Annotated in this window: 19 protein-coding genes and 1 pseudogene; 10 read left to right on the top strand and 10 right to left on the bottom strand. The window is 67.5% G+C overall.

Annotated features, from left to right (window positions below; translation table 11 throughout):
- The 5 genes and pseudogenes from ACFVVK_RS12925 to ACFVVK_RS12905 all read right to left on the bottom strand — a co-directional run.
- Positions 1-668: pseudogene (locus tag ACFVVK_RS12925) on the bottom strand (hypothetical protein); the annotation flags it as partial.
- Positions 669-959: 291 nt separating this feature from the next.
- Positions 960-1,721 (bottom strand): YqjF family protein, encoded by a 762-nt coding sequence (locus ACFVVK_RS12920; protein WP_390267236.1) that lies wholly within the window; start codon positions 1,719-1,721, stop codon positions 960-962.
- Positions 1,722-1,740: 19 nt separating this feature from the next.
- Positions 1,741-2,142: a DUF1622 domain-containing protein gene (locus ACFVVK_RS12915; protein ID WP_390267233.1), complete on the bottom strand. Its 402-nt coding sequence runs from the start codon at positions 2,140-2,142 to the stop codon at positions 1,741-1,743.
- 42 nt (positions 2,143-2,184) lie between these two features.
- The gene (locus tag ACFVVK_RS12910) at positions 2,185-3,084 is read right to left on the bottom strand and encodes an SDR family oxidoreductase (protein ID WP_390267230.1); all 900 of its coding nucleotides are present in this window, start codon (positions 3,082-3,084) and stop codon (positions 2,185-2,187) included.
- Between the two features lie 160 nt (positions 3,085-3,244).
- Positions 3,245-4,144, bottom strand: a complete 900-nt coding sequence (locus ACFVVK_RS12905; protein WP_390267227.1) for an MSMEG_6728 family protein — start codon at positions 4,142-4,144, stop codon at positions 3,245-3,247.
- Positions 4,145-4,376: 232 nt separating this feature from the next.
- On the opposite strand from ACFVVK_RS12905, the gene ACFVVK_RS12900 reads away from it, so the two are divergent.
- The gene (locus tag ACFVVK_RS12900; RefSeq protein ID WP_390267224.1) at positions 4,377-4,913 is read left to right on the top strand and encodes a hypothetical protein; all 537 of its coding nucleotides are present in this window, start codon (positions 4,377-4,379) and stop codon (positions 4,911-4,913) included.
- 148 nt (positions 4,914-5,061) lie between these two features.
- Here the strand turns inward: ACFVVK_RS12900 and ACFVVK_RS12895 are convergent, their stop codons facing one another.
- Positions 5,062-5,718, bottom strand: a complete 657-nt coding sequence (locus ACFVVK_RS12895; protein WP_390267221.1) for a transglycosylase family protein — start codon at positions 5,716-5,718, stop codon at positions 5,062-5,064.
- Between the two features lie 317 nt (positions 5,719-6,035).
- Here ACFVVK_RS12895 and ACFVVK_RS12890 point away from each other — a divergent pair, with 317 nt between their 5' ends.
- A complete protein-coding gene (locus tag ACFVVK_RS12890; protein ID WP_390267218.1) occupies positions 6,036-7,091 on the top strand; it encodes an adenosine deaminase in 1,056 nt (351 codons plus the stop codon).
- Between the two features lie 89 nt (positions 7,092-7,180).
- Here ACFVVK_RS12890 and ACFVVK_RS12885 read toward each other — a convergent pair whose 3' ends face one another.
- Entirely contained in the window at positions 7,181-8,155 is a 975-nt protein-coding gene (locus ACFVVK_RS12885) for an aldo/keto reductase (protein WP_390267215.1), read from the bottom strand.
- 186 nt (positions 8,156-8,341) lie between these two features.
- Between ACFVVK_RS12885 and ACFVVK_RS12880 the strand changes: the two genes are divergently transcribed.
- Both ACFVVK_RS12880 and ACFVVK_RS12875 read left to right on the top strand, forming a co-directional pair.
- Positions 8,342-10,075, top strand: coding sequence for a SulP family inorganic anion transporter (locus ACFVVK_RS12880; protein WP_390267212.1), 1,734 nt, complete (start codon positions 8,342-8,344; stop codon positions 10,073-10,075).
- 189 nt (positions 10,076-10,264) lie between these two features.
- Positions 10,265-11,185, top strand: a complete 921-nt coding sequence (locus tag ACFVVK_RS12875; RefSeq protein ID WP_390267209.1) for a glycosidase — start codon at positions 10,265-10,267, stop codon at positions 11,183-11,185.
- Positions 11,186-11,703: 518 nt separating this feature from the next.
- On the opposite strand, the gene ACFVVK_RS12870 is transcribed toward ACFVVK_RS12875, so the two are convergent.
- Positions 11,704-12,954, bottom strand: a complete 1,251-nt coding sequence (locus tag ACFVVK_RS12870; RefSeq protein ID WP_390267206.1) for a mechanosensitive ion channel family protein — start codon at positions 12,952-12,954, stop codon at positions 11,704-11,706.
- Between the two features lie 166 nt (positions 12,955-13,120).
- Here ACFVVK_RS12870 and ACFVVK_RS12865 point away from each other — a divergent pair, with 166 nt between their 5' ends.
- Together ACFVVK_RS12865 and ACFVVK_RS12860 are read left to right on the top strand one after the other, a co-directional pair.
- Complete coding sequence (locus ACFVVK_RS12865) at positions 13,121-13,876, top strand: hypothetical protein (RefSeq protein ID WP_390267203.1); 756 nt, start codon at positions 13,121-13,123, stop codon at positions 13,874-13,876.
- A gap of 86 nt (positions 13,877-13,962) precedes the next feature.
- Positions 13,963-14,829, top strand: coding sequence for a hypothetical protein (locus ACFVVK_RS12860; RefSeq protein WP_390267200.1), 867 nt, complete (start codon positions 13,963-13,965; stop codon positions 14,827-14,829).
- A gap of 118 nt (positions 14,830-14,947) precedes the next feature.
- On the opposite strand, the gene ACFVVK_RS12855 is transcribed toward ACFVVK_RS12860, so the two are convergent.
- Positions 14,948-15,211, bottom strand: a complete 264-nt coding sequence (locus ACFVVK_RS12855) for a YegP family protein (protein ID WP_390267197.1) — start codon at positions 15,209-15,211, stop codon at positions 14,948-14,950.
- A gap of 205 nt (positions 15,212-15,416) precedes the next feature.
- On the opposite strand from ACFVVK_RS12855, the gene ACFVVK_RS12850 reads away from it, so the two are divergent.
- The 4 genes from ACFVVK_RS12850 to ACFVVK_RS12835 all read left to right on the top strand — a co-directional run bounded on the left by ACFVVK_RS12850 (position 15,417) and on the right by ACFVVK_RS12835 (position 19,207).
- On the top strand, positions 15,417-15,734 hold the full coding sequence (locus tag ACFVVK_RS12850) for an acylphosphatase (RefSeq protein WP_390267194.1): 318 nt from the start codon (positions 15,417-15,419) through the stop codon (positions 15,732-15,734).
- A 125-nt stretch (positions 15,735-15,859) separates the two neighbouring features.
- Positions 15,860-16,195 carry a cupin domain-containing protein gene (locus ACFVVK_RS12845; protein ID WP_390267191.1) on the top strand — a complete coding sequence of 112 codons (336 nt, stop codon included), beginning with the start codon at positions 15,860-15,862 and terminating at the stop codon, positions 16,193-16,195.
- Between the two features lie 198 nt (positions 16,196-16,393).
- Positions 16,394-17,761: a diacylglycerol/lipid kinase family protein gene (locus tag ACFVVK_RS12840; protein WP_390267188.1), complete on the top strand. Its 1,368-nt coding sequence runs from the start codon at positions 16,394-16,396 to the stop codon at positions 17,759-17,761.
- A gap of 87 nt (positions 17,762-17,848) precedes the next feature.
- A complete protein-coding gene (locus ACFVVK_RS12835; protein WP_390267185.1) occupies positions 17,849-19,207 on the top strand; it encodes an MFS transporter in 1,359 nt (452 codons plus the stop codon).
- Between the two features lie 55 nt (positions 19,208-19,262).
- Here ACFVVK_RS12835 and ACFVVK_RS12830 read toward each other — a convergent pair whose 3' ends face one another.
- Positions 19,263-20,171: an SAM-dependent methyltransferase gene (locus ACFVVK_RS12830; protein WP_390267182.1), complete on the bottom strand. Its 909-nt coding sequence runs from the start codon at positions 20,169-20,171 to the stop codon at positions 19,263-19,265.
- Positions 20,172-20,195: the final 24 nt, after the last annotated feature.

The raw sequence follows: 20,195 nt of genomic DNA, 5'->3' as shown, positions 1-20,195 counted from the left end.
GCGGCCCGGGAACCGACCTCCCCGGCGGCGACGGCGGCTCCGAGTTCTTCGTGCACGGGCGGTTCCTGCCGCCCGGCCAGGCCCTGGCGCGGCAGGAGCCGCCCGGCGAGGACGAGCCGGCGCCGGGCCTCCGGGGCGCCGATCCGCAAACTGGCCCGCAGGAACTCCACGGTGTTCCGGTACCCGTCATCGGCCGCCGCCACGTCCGCCGCGTCCGGCCCGCCACCACTTCCGGCCGCGGCCGCAACGCCACCGCCGGCGCCGGAACCCGCCCCGCCGGCAGTCCCGGCGCCGGAACCCGCCCCGCCGGCAGTCCCGGCGCCGGCGGCGGCGTCGTCGCGCCATCCGGTGGTCCAGCCCGTGGTCCCCGAAGTGCCGGCCGCGGCCGCGGCTACCGACTGCTTCCGGGCCCGGTCGGCGGCCGCCGCGGCAATCAGCTGCCCATACTCCACCGTGCGCGAAAGCTCCTCGACCTGCCCGGCGAACTCCGCCGCGGCCCGGAAACCCCACGAGCCGGGATCCACGGCAGCCGCCGACACCGCAGCCCGCAGCGTGGTCAGGGCAGCGTCCACACCGGCGAACCGGGCGGAACCGGTGCCGCGGTCTGCCCCGTGGCCCGTGCCCTGCCCGTCGTCCCCGAACGGTATGAAATCCCTGGCGGCTTCCATAAAAACAGTCTTCCAAAGGGGTCTGACAGTTTCAGAACCGGCATCCTGAGGCGCGGCCAGGGCAGCATCGACACCGGAGAACTGGGCCGGCCCCGCACCGGGAGCTGTATCCCGGCCCGTGCCGTGCCCGTCGTCCTCGAACGGTATGAAATCCCTGGCGGCTTCCATACCCCCAGTCTTCCAAAGGGGTCTGACAGTTAATGATGGAAGTGGCTGTCTTGCGGCGGGGCTCTCCGGCTGTCCGGCGCGTGCGCCAGCCAATGCCCGAGCGCGCCCGCCGTCGGGCAACCCTCAGTGAGCGCCATCCAGGACCCGGGGCCGGCCAAACTGCGTGTGGACCCCGGGCGAGAAAAGCACAGATTCGGGCGGCCCGGCGACTTCGATGCCTGCGGCGCGTACTAATTGATCGTCGAGTCGGGTCAGTTGCGCCCGGTATAGGGGCCATGCGCTGTGCGCATTGGGAATATAGACAGTCTTGCCCCTGAACCGGGAGTGCAAACCGAAGCGGGCCGTGAGGTGAACTGAGAGGGGATCGGCCAATTCGACGTCGAACTCCGGGACGACGGCGAAATCGCTCCGGGCGCCGCCACGGAATCGGCGGACAGAAAAGCCGGCGCCCGGCAGCCCGCCCGGCGTCCGCCCTGGCCCCGCCGGTTCCCCACCACTCACGAAGCTTGCGCGCGACCAAACATAGGGAATTCCGGCAGCCCGGGCAGCGAGCACCGGCGCCAACCGCGAGGCATCCAAAGTGAGGAAAACTACTCCGCGCGTGCCGTCCGGCTCCCGGGAGTAAAGGCGAACATTGACCTCTATGAAGCTTCCGAAATACGGCACAGCAGGGCCGCGTCCCAGACCCGCGTCTCGCATCCGGAAGCCGATCAGCCCCACCCACGCGGACCCATCAAAGTTGTCCGGTGCTACACCCCAAGGCATAAACGACGCCGCCACCGGTTCCGGAATGCGCCAGTGCAGGAAGACGGCGTCCATCCACCGCTGGTCCATGATGACCGGGGCCGGAAGTTCAGGCGCTTCGGGCCACGGATGCAGTTGCATGGGCCACGCCCTCCTCGGTTCAGCCGGCCGCAGAAGAGGCCGGAGAAGTGTCAGGTGCACCTTCGCGCTGGCTCTGCCAGGGCCAGCGTCCGGTGATTTCCAGCTCGAGCGAAAAGCTCAGGAAAGTCCGGATGAGCACGATGATGGCCAGCACCCCGACACTTTCGAACGTGGGAGTTACGGCGACGGTACGGATGATGTCGGCCGCGACCAGCAGTTCGAGCCCGAGAAGGATGGAGCGGCCCAGCAATTGCCGGTAGGAGCGGTAGACGGACAGCGGCGCGGAGTCGGCCCGCCGGCGTCTCGGCTGGAAGCCGCGCAGGGCAAGGGGGATGGATATGATGGCGCCGAACACCATGACGGCCACGCCGGCGAAGTCCATGAATGCGCCGACCGTTTCAATGATGTGCTGAAGATCCATGGTTCCCTTCGGAGAAGCGGGCAGTGACATTCAAAGCAAGCCTTACGGGTGCCGGACGCCGGTTCCGGCAAGCATGGCCCGGTAACCTTCCCGGAAGCTCGGGTACTGGAACTCGAAACCGGTGCCGCGAAGCAGCGCGTTGCTGACTCGCTTATTGCCGCCCCGTGACGGCCCGCCGCCCGGCGTCGGTCCGCCGCCCGGCGTCGAAACGCTCGTCGGCTCCAACGCCGGTTGGGGGAGTCCCAACTCGGCGGCCAGGAAACCCAGCACCTGGCCGAGTTCGGCCGGCTCGTTATCCACACCCGCATACAAGGGTCCGGGAATGGCGTCCATGGTGCACAGGTGGACGATTGCGGCGGCGGCGTCGTCGCGGTGGATCCGGTTGGTGAAGCGCGACGCGGCCGGAATCACAGCCGTTCCGCCGCGCACCTGGTCGATCAGCCTCGTCCGGCCTGGACCGTAAATCCCGCCAAGCCGCAGCACGACCGGCGCGATGCCCGTGCCATTTAGACGGCTGAAGAGGAGTTCCTCCGCCTCACGGATGATGCGGCCCGAAAACCCGCCGGGTTCCGGAGTCGTGCGTTCATCGATCCAGCCCCCGGCAGCGTCACCATACACCGCGGTCGAGGAGACAAAGAGGACCCGCCGGACGGCCGCCCCGGAATCCGTTACCGCGTCCAGCACATGTGCGAGGCCGTCAATATAGGCGGTCCGGTAGGCATTTTCCGTCGCGGAGTCTGCGGCTATGGCGACGACGACGGCGGTCGTGTCGGGCGGGAGGGGCGGCAGTTCGCTGGAGCTCAGGTCCGCGGCGACGCCCTCAATTGCAGCCGGAAGCTTCCCCGGCGAGCGGCGCCACCCCACCACGCGATGGCCGGCCGCCGCGAATCGCAGCCCGGCCTCCGTGCCCAGATCGCCGCAACCGGCCAGCAGTACAGTCATGAGCCAAGTCTGCCAGCCATCAGGAGGCGCCGCGGTCAGGTTTCAGTAAATCTTGAAGTGATCTTGACGGCCCGAGGGCGTCGGCCCTGCCGACGGCGGCAGCCGCTCGCCGCCGTCGTCGTCGGACCCGGCGCCAGGGCCCGCGTCGACGACGACCTGGCTACCTCGCCGGAATCGGGAAGAAGACCCGGGGGTCCTGCAGCAGGGCGGGGTAGTCGAAGGCTGCGCGGTCCACGACCTCGTCAACCTGGAAGTTGCGCGCGAACTGCCCCTCCACGGTGATCGGGCGGCCCAGGACCTTGCCGATGGCGAAGGAAGTCCCGCCCCCGACCGGGATGGCGACCACCGAGTTGCCGGGAAGAGTGGTGAACGCCTCTTCCTGCTGCTGGCGCTTGCGGGTGGGCTTCTTGACGAGCTGCTTGGGCGGCAGCTTGCGCTCCTTACCCGGGCGGCGGGATCCCGACTCGGCGTAGACGAACTGGTAGTCGTCGTCGTCGGCTGCCGGCCTTGCCCGTCCAACGGGCGGAAGGCTGATGGTCTTCAGCTGCTCGGGCTCGGTGTCGCCAAGGGGCAGGCGCAGCACCCACATGCGGTCCCCGGCAGGATCCTCCGGCAGAAGCTCGTGCCTCGGCTCGGGCCAGACGTACTCCAGATCCGGGTCCGTGCCCGGAAAGGCCTTGGTGTAGAAACGCGGGTCCTTGGCGATCAGGCGGGACCGGTGGCTGAGGTGGAAATCCGGCTCGCCCAGCCACGGCGGCATCTGAATCTTGGCTGCGTAGTCGGGGTGAGCCGCCTGCGGGGCGAACTCCACGATCTTCTCCCGCGTGCTGTCCTCACCGCCGCGGGCGGTCCATTCATCCACCATGGCCAGGCCGTACAACGTCAGTGCGGGAACATGGCCCATCCACATCCGGACCGCGGGATGCGACCGCCACCCGTACTCCGGAATCACCAGCGCCCGGAGAATCTGCAACGCTTCAACGCGCTGCTTGCCGAGCCGCACGCGGTCCAAGGCCGCAGCGCTCTGCTGGAAATCGGGGAAGGGGAGGAAAGTCTGCATCTCTCCAGTCTGAGGCCACCAGCCAAATGCACCAATTGCGGATGCACTGGGCGGATGCGCTGGTGAGAGTGCTCACATCCCGGAACAAGGCAGACAGGGGTGTTGAAAAGCGGATAAAATAGCATGAACCACGACCTTCGCCTCGGAAGACACGCCCATGCCACAGACAGCAGAACCCCAAACAGCAGAGCCTAAATCAACGGTAGTGCCGTTCGCGCCCCGTTATGGACAAATGCTGAGCCCCGACGCCAACGGAATCGTTGTGCTCGAAGAAGTCATCCTGGACCCGGTCGCAGCCCGCAATGAACAGCACAAGTTCCGCGCGGCAATGGCCGCGTTTGCACTGACGATGCGGCGCCTGATGGCCCTTCGCCTCTTCATCGCCGCTGTGGCAATCGCCAACCTGCCGTTGTTCCTGCTCAATACCGGCTGGGAGATCTACGCAATCTCGTTGGCACTAGTCCTCGGCGTCCACGCCGCAGTGTCCTGGCTGAACCGCCACGAACCAAAGCTCCGTCAGCGCCGCCTCCTGGAGCTGCACCTGCACCGGGAGCGCAGCGCGAATTACCGCAAAGTCCGCGACGCGGTGAAGTACGTGATCGATGCCCCCGCCCGCATGAACGAGAGCCTGTACCTCGAACTGCTGGCAGCCAAGCGGGTCGGCCTGCACCTGGCCATGGGTACCGTGGCCCTGCTGGACACGACTGACGACTCCGCGTGGAAACTCCAGATTGTCCGCGAAATCCCGCAGGTCGCCCTGGCGGCTTGAGTAGTTCGGCGGCTTGACCGGTCCCAGCAGTCAGCGCCTGCCCGGCCGAAATTAGCCGGACCGGCCTTAGCCGAAGCGACGCCGGAGCCCACCCGAAAGGGTGCGCTCCGGCGTCGTTCTTCTTTAATGCGTTTTTTACCCAGGAGCCCTAGGCGGGAAGCTGCAGCACCTGGCCCGGGTAGACCCGGTCGGGGTTGCCGATGGTCGCCGTGTTCGCATCAGCCAGCGAGTGCCAGCCTCCAGCGATGTTGAGTTTTTCGGCGATCTTGCTCAGCGTTTCGCCGCTCCGGATCGTGTAAGTCTGGCCACTCACGGCAACCGGTGCAACGTGCCGGGGTGCCGGGACGGCTGCCTTCGGGGCTACCTGCCGCACCGGCACGCTGGTCTGCGTGGCAACTGCGGCCGTCCGTTGTGGTGTTGTCGCGCTCTGCGGCGCCGCGCCACCGCCGCCGCTCAGGCCAAGCTTCGCGGCACAGGCTGGCCACGCGCCCCAACCCTGGCTGGCCTGCACTTTCTGGGCGACGGCGATCTGCTGTTCGCGGCTGGCGTTCGCCGCGGACCCGGTGCCGCCATGGGCCGCCCACGTACTCGGCGTGAACTGCAGCCCGCCCGAGAAGCCGTTTCCGGTGTTGGTGCCCCAGTTGCCGCTGCTTTCGCACTGGGCGAGCGAATCCCAGACCGAAGTTGTGGTGTTCGCAGGTGCAGCAGCGCTTGCGGCGGTCGCCGACAGTGCGACGGAGGCCATCGAAACAGCCGCCAGGGTGATGCCGCGGCGCGCGGCAGTGCTGTAGGTGGATTTCTTCATGGTTCAGAATGCTCCTGAGGGCCACCAGCGCTCGGTCCGTCCCCGGACGTTGTCGCGCCACTGCCCGCCCCCGACGATTGAGGTCATAGCGGTGTCTACCGGTCGGGCAGTATCTGGTGGTGGTAGCACCGGGCATGCAATACCCGGTTGCCGGGCATGCACACTAGGCTAAAGCAGGTCGTCTACGTTATCAAGCTGTTATTTTTGCGGCTTCTGCCGTTATCATTTCAGCGGCGTCCTCGGCTCGCCTCCCTGACCTCGGCTAGTCCGGAAGTCCGGGGGGTCTATCGGCGCATCACCGGGCATATCCTTACCGGATGGAAACGAACGACGCCGACGCCCAGTTGAATGCCGAAGAACCGGAATTCGCGGAGGTCCCCGAGGAAGTACTCGAACTCCCGGTTGCTGAGCTGCACTTGCACATCGAGGGAACGCTGGAACCGGAGCTGATCTTCGCCCTCGCGGAGCGCAACGGGATCCAACTGCCTTATGCGGACCTGGACGAGCTCCATTCCCGGTACGAGTTCACTGATCTGCAGTCCTTCCTGGACCTCTACTACGCCAATATGGCGGTGCTGCAGACGGAACAGGACTTCGCGGACATGACCCGGGCCTACCTGAGCCGGGCGGCGCTCGCCGGGGTGCGGCATGCCGAAATCATGCTGGACCCCCAGGCGCACCTGTCCCGTGGAATATCGCTGGAAACGTGTGTCAACGGCGTGGCCTCGGTGTTGGCGGGATCCTTCGAAGAGTTCGGCATCTCCACCCTGTTAATCGCGGCCTTCCTGCGCGACCTCTCCGAGGATTCCGCTTTGGAGGTGCTGGAGCAGCTGCTCGCCATGGGGGCCCCGATCGCCGGGATCGGCCTGGACTCGGCCGAAGTGGGCAACCCGCCGGAGAAGTTCCAGCGGCTCTTCGCCCGGGCCAGGGACGCCGGGCTGCACCGGATCGCGCACGCCGGCGAGGAGGGCCCGCCGTCGTACATCATCGACGCACTGGACATCCTGGGCGTGGAGCGGATCGACCATGGGATCCGGTGCATGGAGGATCCGGACCTCGTCGAACGGCTCGTCGATGAGTTCATGCCGCTGACCGTCTGCCCGCTGTCCAACGTCCGGCTCCGGGCAGTGGGGATGCTCGCTGAGCACCCGCTCCCGGCCATGCTCGCCGCGGGCCTGAACGTCAGCGTCAACTCGGACGATCCCGCGTATTTCGGCGGCTACGTGGACGACAACTTCGCCCAGCTGAAGTCCGTCATCGGCCTGTCCGAATTCGACTGCGTGCGGCTGGCGGCGAACTCGATCCGTTCCTCCTTCGCCAGCGAGGAGCGCAAAACCGAACTGCTGGCCGAACTGGCCGACTCCGGGCTCTGACACCACAGTTGCCCTATCGCTAATGGCTGCCAAAAGGGTCGGATAAAACGTCGCGGATAAGAGCCATAAGTGACAGGGCAACGGCCGGCTTAGACGTCGATTGAGTCCATGTGCGGGTAGCGCGCCCCGGCGGTCGTGCCGGCTGGAGCGAGTTCATCCAGCCGGGTGAGGTCCTCGGCGGAGAGTTCGACGTCGGTAGCGCCCAGGTTCTCCTGCAGACGGTCGCGCTTCTTGGTGCCGGGGATGGGAACGATGTGCTCGCCCTGGGCCAGCAGCCAGGCCAGTGCCAGTTGCGCCGGGGTGCACCCTTTTGCATCCGCCATTTCCTTCACCCGGTCCACGAGTTGCAGGTTCCTGGTGAAGTTCTCGCCCTGGAAACGCGGGGAGTGCCGGCGGAAATCGTCCGCCGGAAAGTCATCCGGGGTGCGGAATTGGCCCGTCAGGAAGCCCCGGCCCAGCGGGCTGTACGGGACAAAGCCGATGCCCAGCTCGGCCAGGACCGGGAAGACCTTGGTCTCGGGCTCGCGTTCCCACAGCGAGTATTCGGTCTGCAAGGCGGCGATGGGATGGACCGCATGGGCCCGGCGCACGGTTTCCGCGCTGGCCTCCGACAGGCCAAGGTGCCGGACCTTGCCCGCCTGGACCAGCTCAGCCATCGCTCCGACGGTGTCCTCGATCGGGACGGTCTTGTCCACCCGGTGCTGGTAATACAGGTCGATGTGGTCCACGCCCAGCCGCTGCAGGCTCGCGTCGCAGGCTGCGCGCACGTAGTCGGGGGAGCCGTTGATACCCACCCAGGATCCGTCGGGCCGCCGTTCGTTGCCGAATTTGGTGGCCAGGACCACGTCGTCCCGCCGGCCGGCAATGGCCCGGCCCACCAGCACTTCGTTCGTGAACGGGCCGTACATGTCCGCGGTGTCGAGCAGGCTTCCGCCCGCGTCGAGAAAGGCGTGGATGGTGGCGATGGACTCGTTGTCCTCGCCGTGACCATAAAACTCGCTCATGCCCATGCAGCCCAAACCCAGTGGGGAGACAGTGAGCGAGCCGAGCGTACGGGATTCCATAGGTATCTCCTCAATGTGAATGGCGGGCGGCGGCCTCGGCACCTTTTCCTGCAGCAGGCGGCGCGCAGTGGGCAGACCGCCACTTTAGGCCCATCCAGCCGGGGGCACAACGGGTGCGAGGAGAGTTGACGCGGTTCACCCTCGCCGGAGGATGCGGCGGGCGGCGTCGGGCGGCAGAGTGCACGTATGACGAAGACCGGACAGCGGCAGAGGAACCCGCTGCGCCAGGTGATGCCTGGGCTCGACGTCGCCGCTGCGTACCGGAAGGACTGGCTGGGCAAGGACATCGTCGCCGGGGTCGTCCTGTCCACGTTGCTGGTGCCCCAGGGCATGGCGTATGCGGAGCTGGCGGGGCTTCCGACGATCACAGGGCTGTACACCACGGTCCTGTGCCTGCTCGCCTACGCGGTCTTCGGCCCGTCCCGCATCCTCGTGCTGGGGCCGGACTCCTCGCTCGGCCCGATGATCGCCGCGACGGTCCTGCCCCTGGTCGCTTCCGACGGCGACCCCCAGAAGGCGGTCGCGCTCGCCTCGATGCTCGGGCTCATGGTCGGCGTCATCATGGTCCTGGCCTCGGTCGCCAAGCTCGGCTTCATTGCGGACCTCATCTCCAAGCCCACCATGATCGGCTACATGAACGGCCTCGCGCTCACCATCCTGGTGGGGCAGCTCCCCAAGCTCTTCGGGTTCAAGGTCGATGCCGAAGGGTTCATCGGGGACCTCGTCGGCTTCGTCCAGGGCGTGGCCAGCGGCGAGACCGTGCCTGCCGCGGCCGCCGTCGGGATCAGCGGGATCGTGGTGATCCTGGTCCTGCAACGCTGGCTGCCCAAAGTCCCGGCAGTGCTCATCATGGTGGTGCTCGCGATCGCGGCGGCCTCGCTCTTCGACCTGGCCGATCGCGGCGTCTCCCTGGTCGGGGAACTCCCGCAGGGCTTCCCGCCGTTCACTATCCCTCACGTGGAGTGGTCGGACATCGCGCTGATGATGGCCGGCGCCCTGGGCATTGCCCTTGTCTCGCTGACGGACACGATTTCGACGGCGTCATCGTTCGCAGCCCGGTCCGGCCAGGAAATCAATGGCAACCAGGAGATGATCGGCATCGGCGCCGCGAACCTCGCCGCAGGCCTGTTCCAGGGCTTCCCCGTGAGCACCAGCGGTTCCCGGACCGCCGTCGCGGAACGATCCGGGTCCAAGACGCAACTGACCGGCGTCACGGGCGCGGTGCTGATCATCCTCATGCTCGTCCTCCTGCCCGGCATGTTCCGGAACCTGCCCCAGCCGGCCCTCGCCGCCGTCGTCATCACCGCCTCTGTGTCCCTCGCCGACATTCCCGGCACCGTGCGCCTCTGGCAGCAGAGCAAGACGGAATTCGGACTGTCGCTCGCGGCTTTCCTCGGCGTGGTGTTACTGGGCGTACTGCCGGGCATCGGCATTGCGGTGGGCCTGTCCATCCTCAACGTCTTCCGCCGGTCCTGGTGGCCTTACCAGACCGTGATCGGACGGGTGCCGGGCCTCGAAGGTTTTCACGACGTCAACGTGCACCCGGACGCCAAGCATCTGCCCGGCCTGGTGATCTACCGGTTTGACGCGCCGGTGTTCTTCGCCAACGCCACGACCTTCCGGGACAACATTCGGCGGCTGGCGCGGGCCGAACCGAAGCCGCGGTGGATCCTGATCGCGGCTGAGCCGATCACGGACGTGGACACCACCGCCGCGGACATGTTGCTTGACCTGGACCGCGAGTTGAACAAGCAGGGCACCTCGCTGGTGTTCGCCGAGCTCAAGCACCGGGTCCGGGCCAAAGTGGAAAAATTCGAACTGACCCGCGAAATCGAGCCGCAGCACTTCTACCGCACCATCGAAGCTGCCGTTGCCGCCTATTCCGCCCAAACCGGCGCGCAATGGAGCGCCGGGGACTGAGCGGGGACCCCACCGGGAAGCGGTCCAGGAGCGCTTTTCTACTCGCGGGTAACGTCGAGTTGGTCCCGCCCGCGCCCCTCTCGGCCCTGTCATAGTGGGTCACGACACATAGAGTTAACCGATTCCACTCGCAAAAACCGCCCATTCCTTGGCAAAATGCAGGTGGATCAATTGCTTCTAAGGAGACCCATGGGCGCGAACACCGCGGAAAAGACCAACCTTCGGCTCAAGGCCGTGCTGGATGTCCTGTCAGAGGGGGTATGGACTGGCGAGAAATTGAACGCCGGAGCCGTCCTGGGCGAGGCTATCTCGCGGGTTCCCCTCGACGATCGTGAACGCGAACTCCTGAGCGGCGGCATTCCCCGCGGCCACAAGACCCTCACCACCGCCACGGCCAAGCTGGTCAAGGCCGGCTGGCTGGTCAAGGGCCGCTCCGGCTGGTCCATCACCGACGACGGCCAGCGCGCCACGGTTGCGTTCGCTGACCCCGATGCCTTCGCCGCAGCGCTCGACGCCGGCACCCCGGTTCCGGCGGACACCCCGCTGCCTGCCGCTCCCGCGGTCAAGCCGGCTCTGATCTCTGAAAAGGCTGCGGCCGCCGGCAACGCGCCGGCCGAAAAGGCGCCGTCGAAAGCAGGGAAGGTTGCCGAAAAGGCTGCCAAGCTCGTCGAGGAAGCTGTTGCCCCGGTCGCCAAGGTGGTGCGGAAGCGCAAGGTCGCCGGCCAGGCCGCGGCCGCAGAGGCCACGCCGGCCCAGGCCACGGCGGCGGCTCCGGGAGCCGACACTCCTGCCGTCAGCACCGAAACCATCCAGCAGCCGGAGGCCGTCGCGGTTGCCGGCGATTTCAACATCCTGCTGGGCGCGCCGGCCAACTGGGCGCCGCAGTATGACGAAGCCCAGATGGAACTGGATCAGGTGGACCAGATGTGGAAGATCGCCGCGGAGATTCCGGCCGGCTTCTACGCCTTCAAGATCGCCCTGAACCGTTCCTGGGAAGAGAACTACGGTGCGTTCGGCGTCTTCGACGGGCCGAACCACGAGGTCCACCACGGCGGCGGCCTGCTGGTCATCCACTACGATCACCGCACCAAGGACATCGTCCTGCCGTAGGCGCTGACACGGCTTCGTCGACACTCCTTCGCCCTGGCGACGCGCAGATGCCCCTGCGACACCCGAACTCGGGTGTAGCAGGGGCATCTGCGCGTCACGGGCCACTTGGCGCGTCCTGACCGCGTCCCTGACCCCCTAGAAACGGGTGGGATCCGGCCGGGGCGGCACCGGCCCCGGGTCGGGAATGGGGAGCGGCCCAGGAGCAGGACCGGGACCGGGTTCAGGGCCGGGTGCCGGAACCGGCCCGGGCGGGGCGACCGGGCCGGGCTCCGGCGGGAACGGATCCCCGGGCTCGGGCTGCGGCGTCGTGGGACCGGGTTCCGGCGGAAACGGATCTGGTCCGGGCGGCGGTGGAATGGTCATGGCGGGCTTCCTTCCCTGGCAGGCGTTGCCGATGCGGCGTTGCGGGTTACGCCGTTTCGGTTCCCGCGTCCGATTATCGGCCTCTTCCGGGAAGCTGGGAAGACCCCGACGACCCGTACGGGGAGGCCCGGGGCACTTCCGCGGGGGAGCCCAGCTCAGTTCTGCGAGGCGATGGCGTTGTCACGGTCCTCGAAGACTTCCTGGCCCGGACCGGTGAAGGCCCGGGAGCGCTGGATCGCCTCGATGGAACCGGTGAACAGCTGGGAGTCGTGGGGGTCCGGGTGATGCGGGTGCTCCACCACGGCAGAATCCTTGCGCGCTCGCTGGGACCGTTTCCCGGCGTCGGACGTGGCGTCGGCCGGAACGGATCCTCCCGACGGCAGCGATTCGAGGCGCACATGGGGGAGCGCCGTGGGGTGGTTCAGCTGCAGGAACACCACCAGTTCCTCGCGGATGAGGCAGCGGAGGTCGAAGAGGGAGGCGCTGTCCGCGGCGCTGACAAGGATGCGCACCCGGACAAAGCCGGCCGTGGCGTCCGTGATCTGCAGGACACCCACCCGGTTGTCCCACAGCGGGGTCTCGGCCAGGACCTTCTTCAGTTCAGCGCGCATGGCTTCCACCGGTGCACGCCAGTCGAGGTCGAACTCCACGGTGCCCATGACCTCGGACTGGCGCCGGGTCCAGTTCTCGAAGGGCGTGGTGGTGAAGTACGTCGAGGGCAGGATCAGGCGGCGGTCGTCCCAGATGTGGACCACCACATAGGTCAAGGTGATTTCCTCGATCCGGCCCCATTCCTTCTGGACCACCACGACGTCGTCCACCCGGATTGCGTCCGTGAAGGCCAGCTGGATGCCGGCGAAGACATTGACCAGCGAGGTCTGCGCGGCCAAGCCGGCAACGATTGAGATCAGGCCGGCGGAGGCCAGCAGGCCCGCGCCGAGGGCCTGGATGGCGGGGAACGTCAGCATCATGCTGCCCAGGGCCACCACAACGATCAGGGCGACGGCGATCCGCCGGGCCAGGATCACTTGGGTGCGCAGCCGCCGGGCGCGGCGGTTGTCCGCTACGTCCACCCGATAACGCGTCAGCACCATCAACTCGACGATGAGCAGCATGGCTATCGCCAGCCAGCCCAGGGAAACGATGAGGGCCAGCAGCAGCACGTGGTCCAGCGGACCGCGCCATTCGATGTCCCCCGGAGTGGTGGCCAGGGCCGTCCGCACGGCGATCAGGCAGAGGGAGAAGCGCAAGGGCAGCCGGGCCACGCGGGAGATCTCCCGCAGTTCAGGCTTGTTGCGGTTGAGCTGAAGCACAATCCGGCGGACCAGCCAAGACAGGATGAGCCCGGCCACCACGGCGAGCGCCATGGTCAGGAACGGCATTGCATTGGTGAGGAACTCTTGCATACCTAAGCTCTAGCAAGCTTTCGTTTCCAATTGAAATCGGCGGGATGTCAACATGGGGTCGGTCACGCCGTCGTCTGGCCCACCCAACTCGGGACTTTTGGCCCTTGATCCGGCGCCGGGTCAATCGACAATGATCGAACCAGTTGAGTCCTAGGGGGAGGATGACATGCGTCGACTCGGGGCGATCGGCACGGCAGCATCAGCCGGCCTTTTGGTCGCGGCACTTCTCGGCGCCTGCGGCGCGCCTGCTGCTCCGGTTTCGCCGTCGCCGTCGATGCCCACCGTGCCCCCGCTGACGTCCGCGCCCGCGACCGGCAACGTAAGCGGTATCCCGCCGACCGACCCGTCCTCGGGTCCGGGCACGCCGGCCCCGACGGCGGCGAACTGGAAGGTCGTCAAGACCCCGGACGGGAAGTTGCAGTTCGATTACCCGGCTGAGTGGACCGTCAAGGACCGGAGCGCCGAGGCCGCAGCCGGGGCGGTGTTCCTGGAGGTCCTCAATCCCCACGGAAAGTCGCTGGCCACGCTGCGGACCAATGTGGCCACCGGCGCCGAATGCACGCAACGCATCCCGTACTCGGTGCTCGATCTTGTCCCTGTTCCCGCCTTGGCGCAGCAGGGAGCCACACCGCACTTCATCTTTGAGTTGCGGCTCTACCCTGCGGAGAAGGACCCCATGAAGGCGAACGTCATGGCGTACGGCATCAGCTCGGCCCCCAAGCCGTCCGGGCCGGACGCCTGCCCGATCTTCCACTCCTTCACATGGCCGCCCAGCGGAGCGTCGTTCGGGGGCGTCTACAACCCCTTTGACACCACGCCGGGTAACGAGCCGAATGTGGACACGCCGGAGGCGTACATGAATACCTCCGAGTACCAGAACATCAAGAAGATGGTCACCTCGCTTCGGCCGGCGGGGCAGTAAGGCTGGCCGGGCGCATGAACCCGCGCGTGAAGCGGCAGAAGCCGGCGTTGGCATTGTTCCCCGCTCCGGTTCTCACAGTGCTCCCTGTGCTGACGCTCACGGCCCTGCTGCTGGCCGGGTGCGGCCCGGTACCGGGGCCCTCTGCGACGGGCGGCAGCGCCACGACGCCGGGTGCCACCACAGGAACGACGCCGGCAACCGTTCCGCCTGGGAACTCCACGGGAGCGGGGGCGGGCGCAGAGCCCGGAACCGCGTCGCCGGGACCATCGTCGGGCACCGCGGACAACTCGCCGGGAACATCGCCGGGAACCGCGACGGCGGCAAGCTCACCGCCTGCGGCGGGACCGACGTCGTCCGGGTGGAAGACCTTTACGACGTCGGACGGGACGCTAAGTTTCGACTATCCGGCCGCCTGGACCGTCAAAGACCCCGCCGGGGAAGCGCCCTTGGGCGGCGAGTTCGTGGACGTCCTGAACGCCGCCGGGAAGCAGATGGCGGCGCTGCGCACCAATGTGGTCACGGGCTCCGAATGCGGCGATCAACAGCCCTACCTGCTCATCGATTCGGAGCCGATGCAGGCGCTCACGGAGCCCGGCGCGGCGGACCAGAGCGGACCGCGCTACGTTTTCGAGGGCCGTGGCGATGACAAAGCGGCCAAGGCTTCACCGCCCACGTACGCGTCGTACGGGATCACCATGATGCCGGAGGTGACCGGGCCAACGTCGTGTCCCTTGTTCCAGCTCTTCCTCTGGCCGCCCAGCGGCGCGCTGTTTGGCCAGGCGTACGATCCGGCTAAAAACGCGACGCCGGGGGGTCCGGGGCTGCCGTATCTGGAGAAGGCGAAACTCTACGCAACCACCGCGGAGTACCAGGACGTCCGGAAGATGATCACGTCCCTCCGGCCCGCTGGTTCGGGCAGTGAGACCAGCACGGCGACGAAACCAGCGCCGTGACGAAACCAGCGCCGTGACGAGACCAGCGCCGTAACGAAGCCAGCGAAAGTAGCCGGCTGCCCGGCGCATTACCGGTAGGGAATGGGAAACGCGCGTGGGCAGCCGGCCAGAGGTGCTCTTAGACGGCAGGCAGGTGCCGGCGGCGCTGGCTCACCGGCGACGGCGGTGCGTTCCGGGCGGCGCGCTGCCCGGTCCAGGGATTGCTGCGGACCTCACGGATCAATCCGGTGCCGGCGCACTCGCGCACGGCCATGATGGCGTTCGCGGCCTGGCGTTTGTCGTCGAACGCTGTGGAAATGGCCAACACGGTCCCGTCGGCTGCGAGCAGCCGGAACCGGACGTTTGAATTCGCGTCGGTGAAGATTTCGAATTGTCCAGCCATGGTCTTATCCTTTCGGGCAGCTGTTGCCACCTGGGGCGAGAGCACTTCTTTGTGCCGCTGCCGGGTCTCGGCAGGCTCGCGCAGTGCAGTAACCAGCCTCGCCCGGACTGGAAAGGCCAAAAAAGGGCCAAAGGTCCTATTGTGTCTCGGCGGCGAGATCATCTGAGTTGGACCGGGCCGCCGGGCAGGGCGCTACATTAGGAGCATGACTGACAAGCGCCCCGCGCAGTTTCCGGCGGATTCCGGCGATCCCGTGCGGCTGAGCGCGCGGGTGTCCGGGGTGGTTCAGGCGGTCGGCTTCCGGTACTGGACGGTGCGGAAGGCCGAGGAGCTGGGTCTGACCGGCATGGTCAGAAACAACGACGACGGCTCGGTGGGCATTGTGGCGGAAGGGCCGCAGTCTGTGGTGCTGGAGCTACGGCGCTGGTTGCGCTCGCCGGACGCGCCGGGCCGGGTGGAGGACGTTCAGGAGTCCGTCTCGGCCGCGACGGGGGAGTACGGCGAGTTCCGGGTGGGGTACTGACAGCACGCCCATCCTTCGGGCAGCCGGACTTTTGGTGACTGGGTACTGACTTTCCCGTGATCCAGGACCGGGGTTCGGGGCGAAGGACCCTCGGCATCACGATCCGAGGCGAGTAGCGTGTGCCCATGCAGAAAATTTCGATCGAGGCCTTGGCCCGGCAGCAGATCGCGGCTGCCCTGGAGGCAGAGAGCGGACGGGCTGCCGACACGGTATTCGGTGGCCACGAGAAGGTCCTGCGCCAGACGGTCATGGCGTTCAAAGCCGGGACACAACTGAGCGAGCACCAGAACCCCGGCGAAGCGACCGTTTTTGTGCTCCGCGGCTGTGTGCGCCTGCGGTCCGGCGAAGAATCCTGGCAGGGCAAGACCGGCGATCTGCTGATTGTCCCGGACCGGCTGCACAGTTTGGAGGCCGAGGAAGACTCGGCGATCCTGATGACGGTGGCGAAGCTCAGGACCTGACCCGCCGTACCGGGTCTGCGGGGCCGGCAACCAACAGCCGGACGAGTAGGCGAAGGAGATGCCGAAAGTGAAATCCAAGGATGCCAGGGAGCTCGAGCCTCTGCACCGGGTGGGCGGAGGGAAAGGCCCGGCAAGCGGAAGGAAGGTCCCGGCAGCGGAGATGACCCCCGTCGGGTCAATGCGGAACGAGGGCGGGACATGAGTGCCGCAGCTCCCCTCGAGGAGGTTCCGGAAAGCCGGCGTTGGTGGGCGAGAGCCGCTTTCGCCGCAGTCCTTTGCGCCGCGGCCGTCCCGATTGCTGCTACGAGCTCGGGAGGTGCCATTGTCCTGCTCATCACCTGTATCGGCGGCGTGTTGGTCGCTGTTGCCGCTACCTATTGGTTCCTCATTAGCCGCGGTTTTCTGCGTTGGTGTGCTCTGGGACTGGCAGTGCTGGTCCCGTTGGTTGTGCTGTTCCTGTTGATCCAGGCCGGGCTGCTCTGGGTGGTGGTGGTCTCTGTTGCGTTGATAGTGCTTGCGGTGGCCTGTGCCCGGGCTGCCCTCCGTGAGCGGCGGGCCGACTCGGCGATGATCGAGCACCCGGCCCCCACCTGGCGACACCCCTTCTTGATCATGAATCCACGTTCCGGCGGGGGCAAGGTGGTGAAGTTCGACCTCCAGCGGAAGGCCGAGGAACTTGGCGCCGAGGTGGCGCTGCTGGAGGGGCCGGGGCCCGTGGATGTGGATGCCTTGGCCCGGCATGCAGTGGAGCGCGGGGCGGATCTTCTCGGCGTCGCCGGTGGTGACGGAACCCAGGCGCTGGTAGCTGGCATCGCGGCCGAGCACGACCTCCCGTTCCTCGTGATCAGCGCCGGAACCCGCAACCATTTCGCCTTGGATCTCGGACTGGACCGAGAGGACCCGACGGGCTGCCTGGACGCCCTGCGCGACGGCGTGGAACTCCACGTGGACCTAGGGAAGATCAACGGCCGCACCTTCGTCAACAACTCATCGTTCGGCGTGTACGCCGAGGTGGTGCAGAGCCCTGCGTACCGCGAAGACAAGGCCGGTACCGTGCTGGAGATGCTTCCGGACCTGATTAAGGGCGCCAAGGGCGCGCGGCTTCGGGCGCGGGTGGACGGTGCAACCGTGGACGGCCCGCAAGCGGTGCTGGTGAGCAACGGTCCGTATGGCAGCAACGACCTCGCGGGCCTCGGCCGCCGAACCCGGCTCGACCGCGGGGCTCTCGGTGCCGTGGCGATCTCTGCCGCCAGCACGCGTGAGGCTGTGGGGCTGCTGCGCCGGGCGACGAAGCAGGGGTTGATCCAACGCAACGCAGCGGAGGTGGTGGTCGACGCGGACGTGCCCGAGATCCCCGTCGGAGTGGACGGCGAGGCCCTGCTGATGAGCACCCCGGTGCGGTGCACCATCGAACCCCGCGCGCTTCGGGTAGTGGTGCCGCGGCATCGGCCGGGCGTTCCCCCGGCCCAGCCGGCGCTGGACCTGGTCCGGCTCCGTGAACTGGCCTGGGGGCACCGGGGCGCACCGCCCGTGACGGCGTCGGCGTCTACGCCCGCCGCGGAGTGATCGATTAGAGGCCCGTTCCCGGACCCGACACCCCGCATGTGTCGCCCGGTTCGGTTTCAGCGGGTGCAGTAGGACAGACTAGTTGCCGTGAGCAACTCTCCCCGGGCGGGCCTGGCCGTCGCCGGTCTCAGCCTCGGCACCGCACTGAACCCGCTGAACTCTTCGATGATCGCCGTCGCCCTCGTGGTGCTGCGGGCGGATTTCGGGCTCGACGTCGCCACGGTCACCTGGGTGATCACGGCCTTCTACCTCACCTCCGCGGCCGGCCAGCCGCTCATGGGCCGGTTCGCGGACCGGTTCGGCCCGCGCAAGCTGTTCATGCTCGGCATGGCACTGGTGGCGGTGACGTGCGCGCTTGCCCCCTTCGCGCCGAACTTCGCCTTGCTCTGCGTGGCCCGCGCCTTCATGGCCCTCGGCACCGCCACCGCCTACCCGAGCGCCGTCGTCATGGTCGGGGAACTGGCGCGGCAGGCGAACGTGAAATCCACCCGACCGCTGGGCCGGATCCAGATGGCCAACACCTCAGCCGCCGCCGTCGGACCTGTGGTGGGCGGGCTGCTGGTGAGCCTGATCGGCTGGCAGGCGCTGTTCCTGGTCAACGTCCCGCTCTCGCTCGTTGCCATCCTGCTGGTCCGGCGCTTCGCCCCCGCCGACGAGGGCCGCGAGCGCGGCCGGGTCTCCGAGTTGCTGCGGGACTCGGACATCCCCGGGATTCTGGCCTTCCTGGGCGCCATGGTGCTGGTGATGATGGCGCTGCTGAACGTGCTTCCCGGCTACCGCTGGTGGCTGCTGGGCGCCGGGACGCTGCTCACGGTGTTGTTCGTCTGGCGCGAGCTGAGGTTCAGCCCGCCGTTCCTGGACCTGCGGCTGCTGGGCCGCAACCGGCCGTTGCTGCTGGTCTACCTGGCGTTCGCGGTGTTTAGCGCCGTCTACTACTTCGCGTTCTTCGGCCTCCCGCAGCTGCTGCAAGAAGCTGGCGGGTACAACCCCGGCGTCGTCGGGGTGCTGATGCTGCCGCTGGCCGCAATGTCGGTGGTGGTGACCCCGTTCGCGGTCCGCGCGATCGACCGTTTCAGAGTCAAGCCGGTGCTGATCGCCGGCGTCGTGCTGCTCCTTGTCGCGTCGGGGGCGATGTGGCTGCTGACGGCGTCCTTTGCCATCCCGCTGGTGCTTGCCATGACCGCCCTGCTGGGCGTGCCGTACGGGGTGGTCGGCCTCGCCTCCAGCCAGGGCATGTACCTGTCCACCCGGCCGGAGGAGCGCGGCGTGGCGGCCGGGATCTACCAGACCTGCCGGTACGTCGGCGCGATCACGGCCACCGTGCTGATCGGCATCTTCTACGGCACCGGCGTCAACCAGGCCAACTGGGGCCTCATGGTGTTCGTGATGCTGGGGCTGGGTGCTGTGGTGTTGGTCGTGTCGCTGCTGTGGCGGGAACGGCAATAGCACGACGGCGGCGGGCGGCTGGCGAGCGTACGGTCCAGCTTGCGGCCGGCGGGCGCTACAGCCAGGCCAGCACGAAGCCGCCGCGCTGTGCCGCTGGTTGGGCGGTTGGCTGGGCTGCCGGCCGGGCTGCCGGCAGCTCGGCGTCGGGAGCCAGGGAGATGCGGCGGTCGTAGCGCGAGCACAACTCCTCGACCGGATGTTCGGTGCAGCGCCAGCCCGCCTGTCCAAGGACGCGGGAAGGGTCCGGCGGGTCCGCCCGTGCCAGCAGTTCGCTCATCGGCAGCCCGGTCTGGGCGCTGAACTCGCGCAGCTTGGCTTCGAAGTCCTGAGTGCGGGGCAAAGCCACAGCGCGCTCGATGACGGCCCTCGATCCGGGCGCGGACAACGCCGCGACCTCCTGCAGCGTCAGGAGCTGCGCGTCGGCGTCGAGGTAGGGGAGCAGCCCTTCGATGACCCAGGTGGTGGGCTGGGTGCGGTCGAAGCCAACTGCCTGGAGCAGCTCACCCCAGGAGTGGGAGAGGTCGGCCGGCACGGAGACAAGCTCGCATCCGGGCTCAGCCGACAGGCCGGCCAGCACTTGCGCCTTGAACTCCAATACCGTTGCCAGATCGAGCTCCAGCACGCGCGCGCCATCGGTCCAGGGGAGCCGGTACGCGCGGGTGTCCAACCCCGCTCCCAGGATGACGGTCTGGCGGGTCTGTTCGCCGGGCCGGAGGAAGTCATCGATAAAGCGGGTGCGCATGCCGATGTAGGTCGAAGCCAGCAGTATCGGTTGCTGCAGGGGAGCAGCGTCCAAGGGGTCCGGCCACGCGAGCGGCCAGTCCTGCGACGATTGCGCCCCCTCCACCAGGGCTGCAGCGAAGGGGTCGTCAATCAGCCTGTCCGGCCGTGACGCCTCCACTGCCCGTCCAGCCGCAACCGCCAAGGCCGTCATCGGCAGCCCGTCGCCCTCAAGACCTGTCACCTCTGGACCTCCCCGTTCCTTTTG

The organism is Arthrobacter sp. NPDC058192 (assembly GCF_042883665.1).
Taxonomy (GTDB): Bacteria; Actinomycetota; Actinomycetes; order Actinomycetales; family Micrococcaceae; genus Arthrobacter.
The sequence above is the reverse complement of the archived record's forward strand: the minus strand, read 5'-3'. Positions and strand labels throughout refer to the sequence as shown.

Excerpts from the sequence above, each read along its gene's own strand:
- ACFVVK_RS12855 (WP_390267197.1), bottom strand. The coding sequence starts at position 15,211 with ATGGCTGGACAATTCGAAATCTTCACCGACGCGAATTCAAACGTCCGG.
- ACFVVK_RS12850 (WP_390267194.1), top strand. The coding sequence starts at position 15,417 with ATGACTGACAAGCGCCCCGCGCAGTTTCCGGCGGATTCCGGCGATCCC.
- ACFVVK_RS12895 (WP_390267221.1), bottom strand. The coding sequence starts at position 5,718 with ATGAAGAAATCCACCTACAGCACTGCCGCGCGCCGCGGCATCACCCTG.
- ACFVVK_RS12905 (WP_390267227.1), bottom strand. The coding sequence starts at position 4,144 with ATGCAGACTTTCCTCCCCTTCCCCGATTTCCAGCAGAGCGCTGCGGCC.
- ACFVVK_RS12875 (WP_390267209.1), top strand. The coding sequence starts at position 10,265 with ATGGGCGCGAACACCGCGGAAAAGACCAACCTTCGGCTCAAGGCCGTG.
- ACFVVK_RS12885 (WP_390267215.1), bottom strand. The coding sequence starts at position 8,155 with ATGGAATCCCGTACGCTCGGCTCGCTCACTGTCTCCCCACTGGGTTTG.
- ACFVVK_RS12915 (WP_390267233.1), bottom strand. The coding sequence starts at position 2,142 with ATGGATCTTCAGCACATCATTGAAACGGTCGGCGCATTCATGGACTTC.
- ACFVVK_RS12880 (WP_390267212.1), top strand. The coding sequence starts at position 8,342 with ATGACGAAGACCGGACAGCGGCAGAGGAACCCGCTGCGCCAGGTGATG.
- ACFVVK_RS12920 (WP_390267236.1), bottom strand. The coding sequence starts at position 1,721 with ATGCAACTGCATCCGTGGCCCGAAGCGCCTGAACTTCCGGCCCCGGTC.
- ACFVVK_RS12900 (WP_390267224.1), top strand. The coding sequence starts at position 4,377 with ATGCTGAGCCCCGACGCCAACGGAATCGTTGTGCTCGAAGAAGTCATC.
- ACFVVK_RS12840 (WP_390267188.1), top strand. The coding sequence starts at position 16,394 with ATGAGTGCCGCAGCTCCCCTCGAGGAGGTTCCGGAAAGCCGGCGTTGG.
- ACFVVK_RS12845 (WP_390267191.1), top strand. The coding sequence starts at position 15,860 with ATGCAGAAAATTTCGATCGAGGCCTTGGCCCGGCAGCAGATCGCGGCT.
- ACFVVK_RS12870 (WP_390267206.1), bottom strand. The coding sequence starts at position 12,954 with ATGCAAGAGTTCCTCACCAATGCAATGCCGTTCCTGACCATGGCGCTC.
- ACFVVK_RS12910 (WP_390267230.1), bottom strand. The coding sequence starts at position 3,084 with ATGACTGTACTGCTGGCCGGTTGCGGCGATCTGGGCACGGAGGCCGGG.
- ACFVVK_RS12890 (WP_390267218.1), top strand. The coding sequence starts at position 6,036 with ATGGAAACGAACGACGCCGACGCCCAGTTGAATGCCGAAGAACCGGAA.
- ACFVVK_RS12865 (WP_390267203.1), top strand. The coding sequence starts at position 13,121 with ATGCGTCGACTCGGGGCGATCGGCACGGCAGCATCAGCCGGCCTTTTG.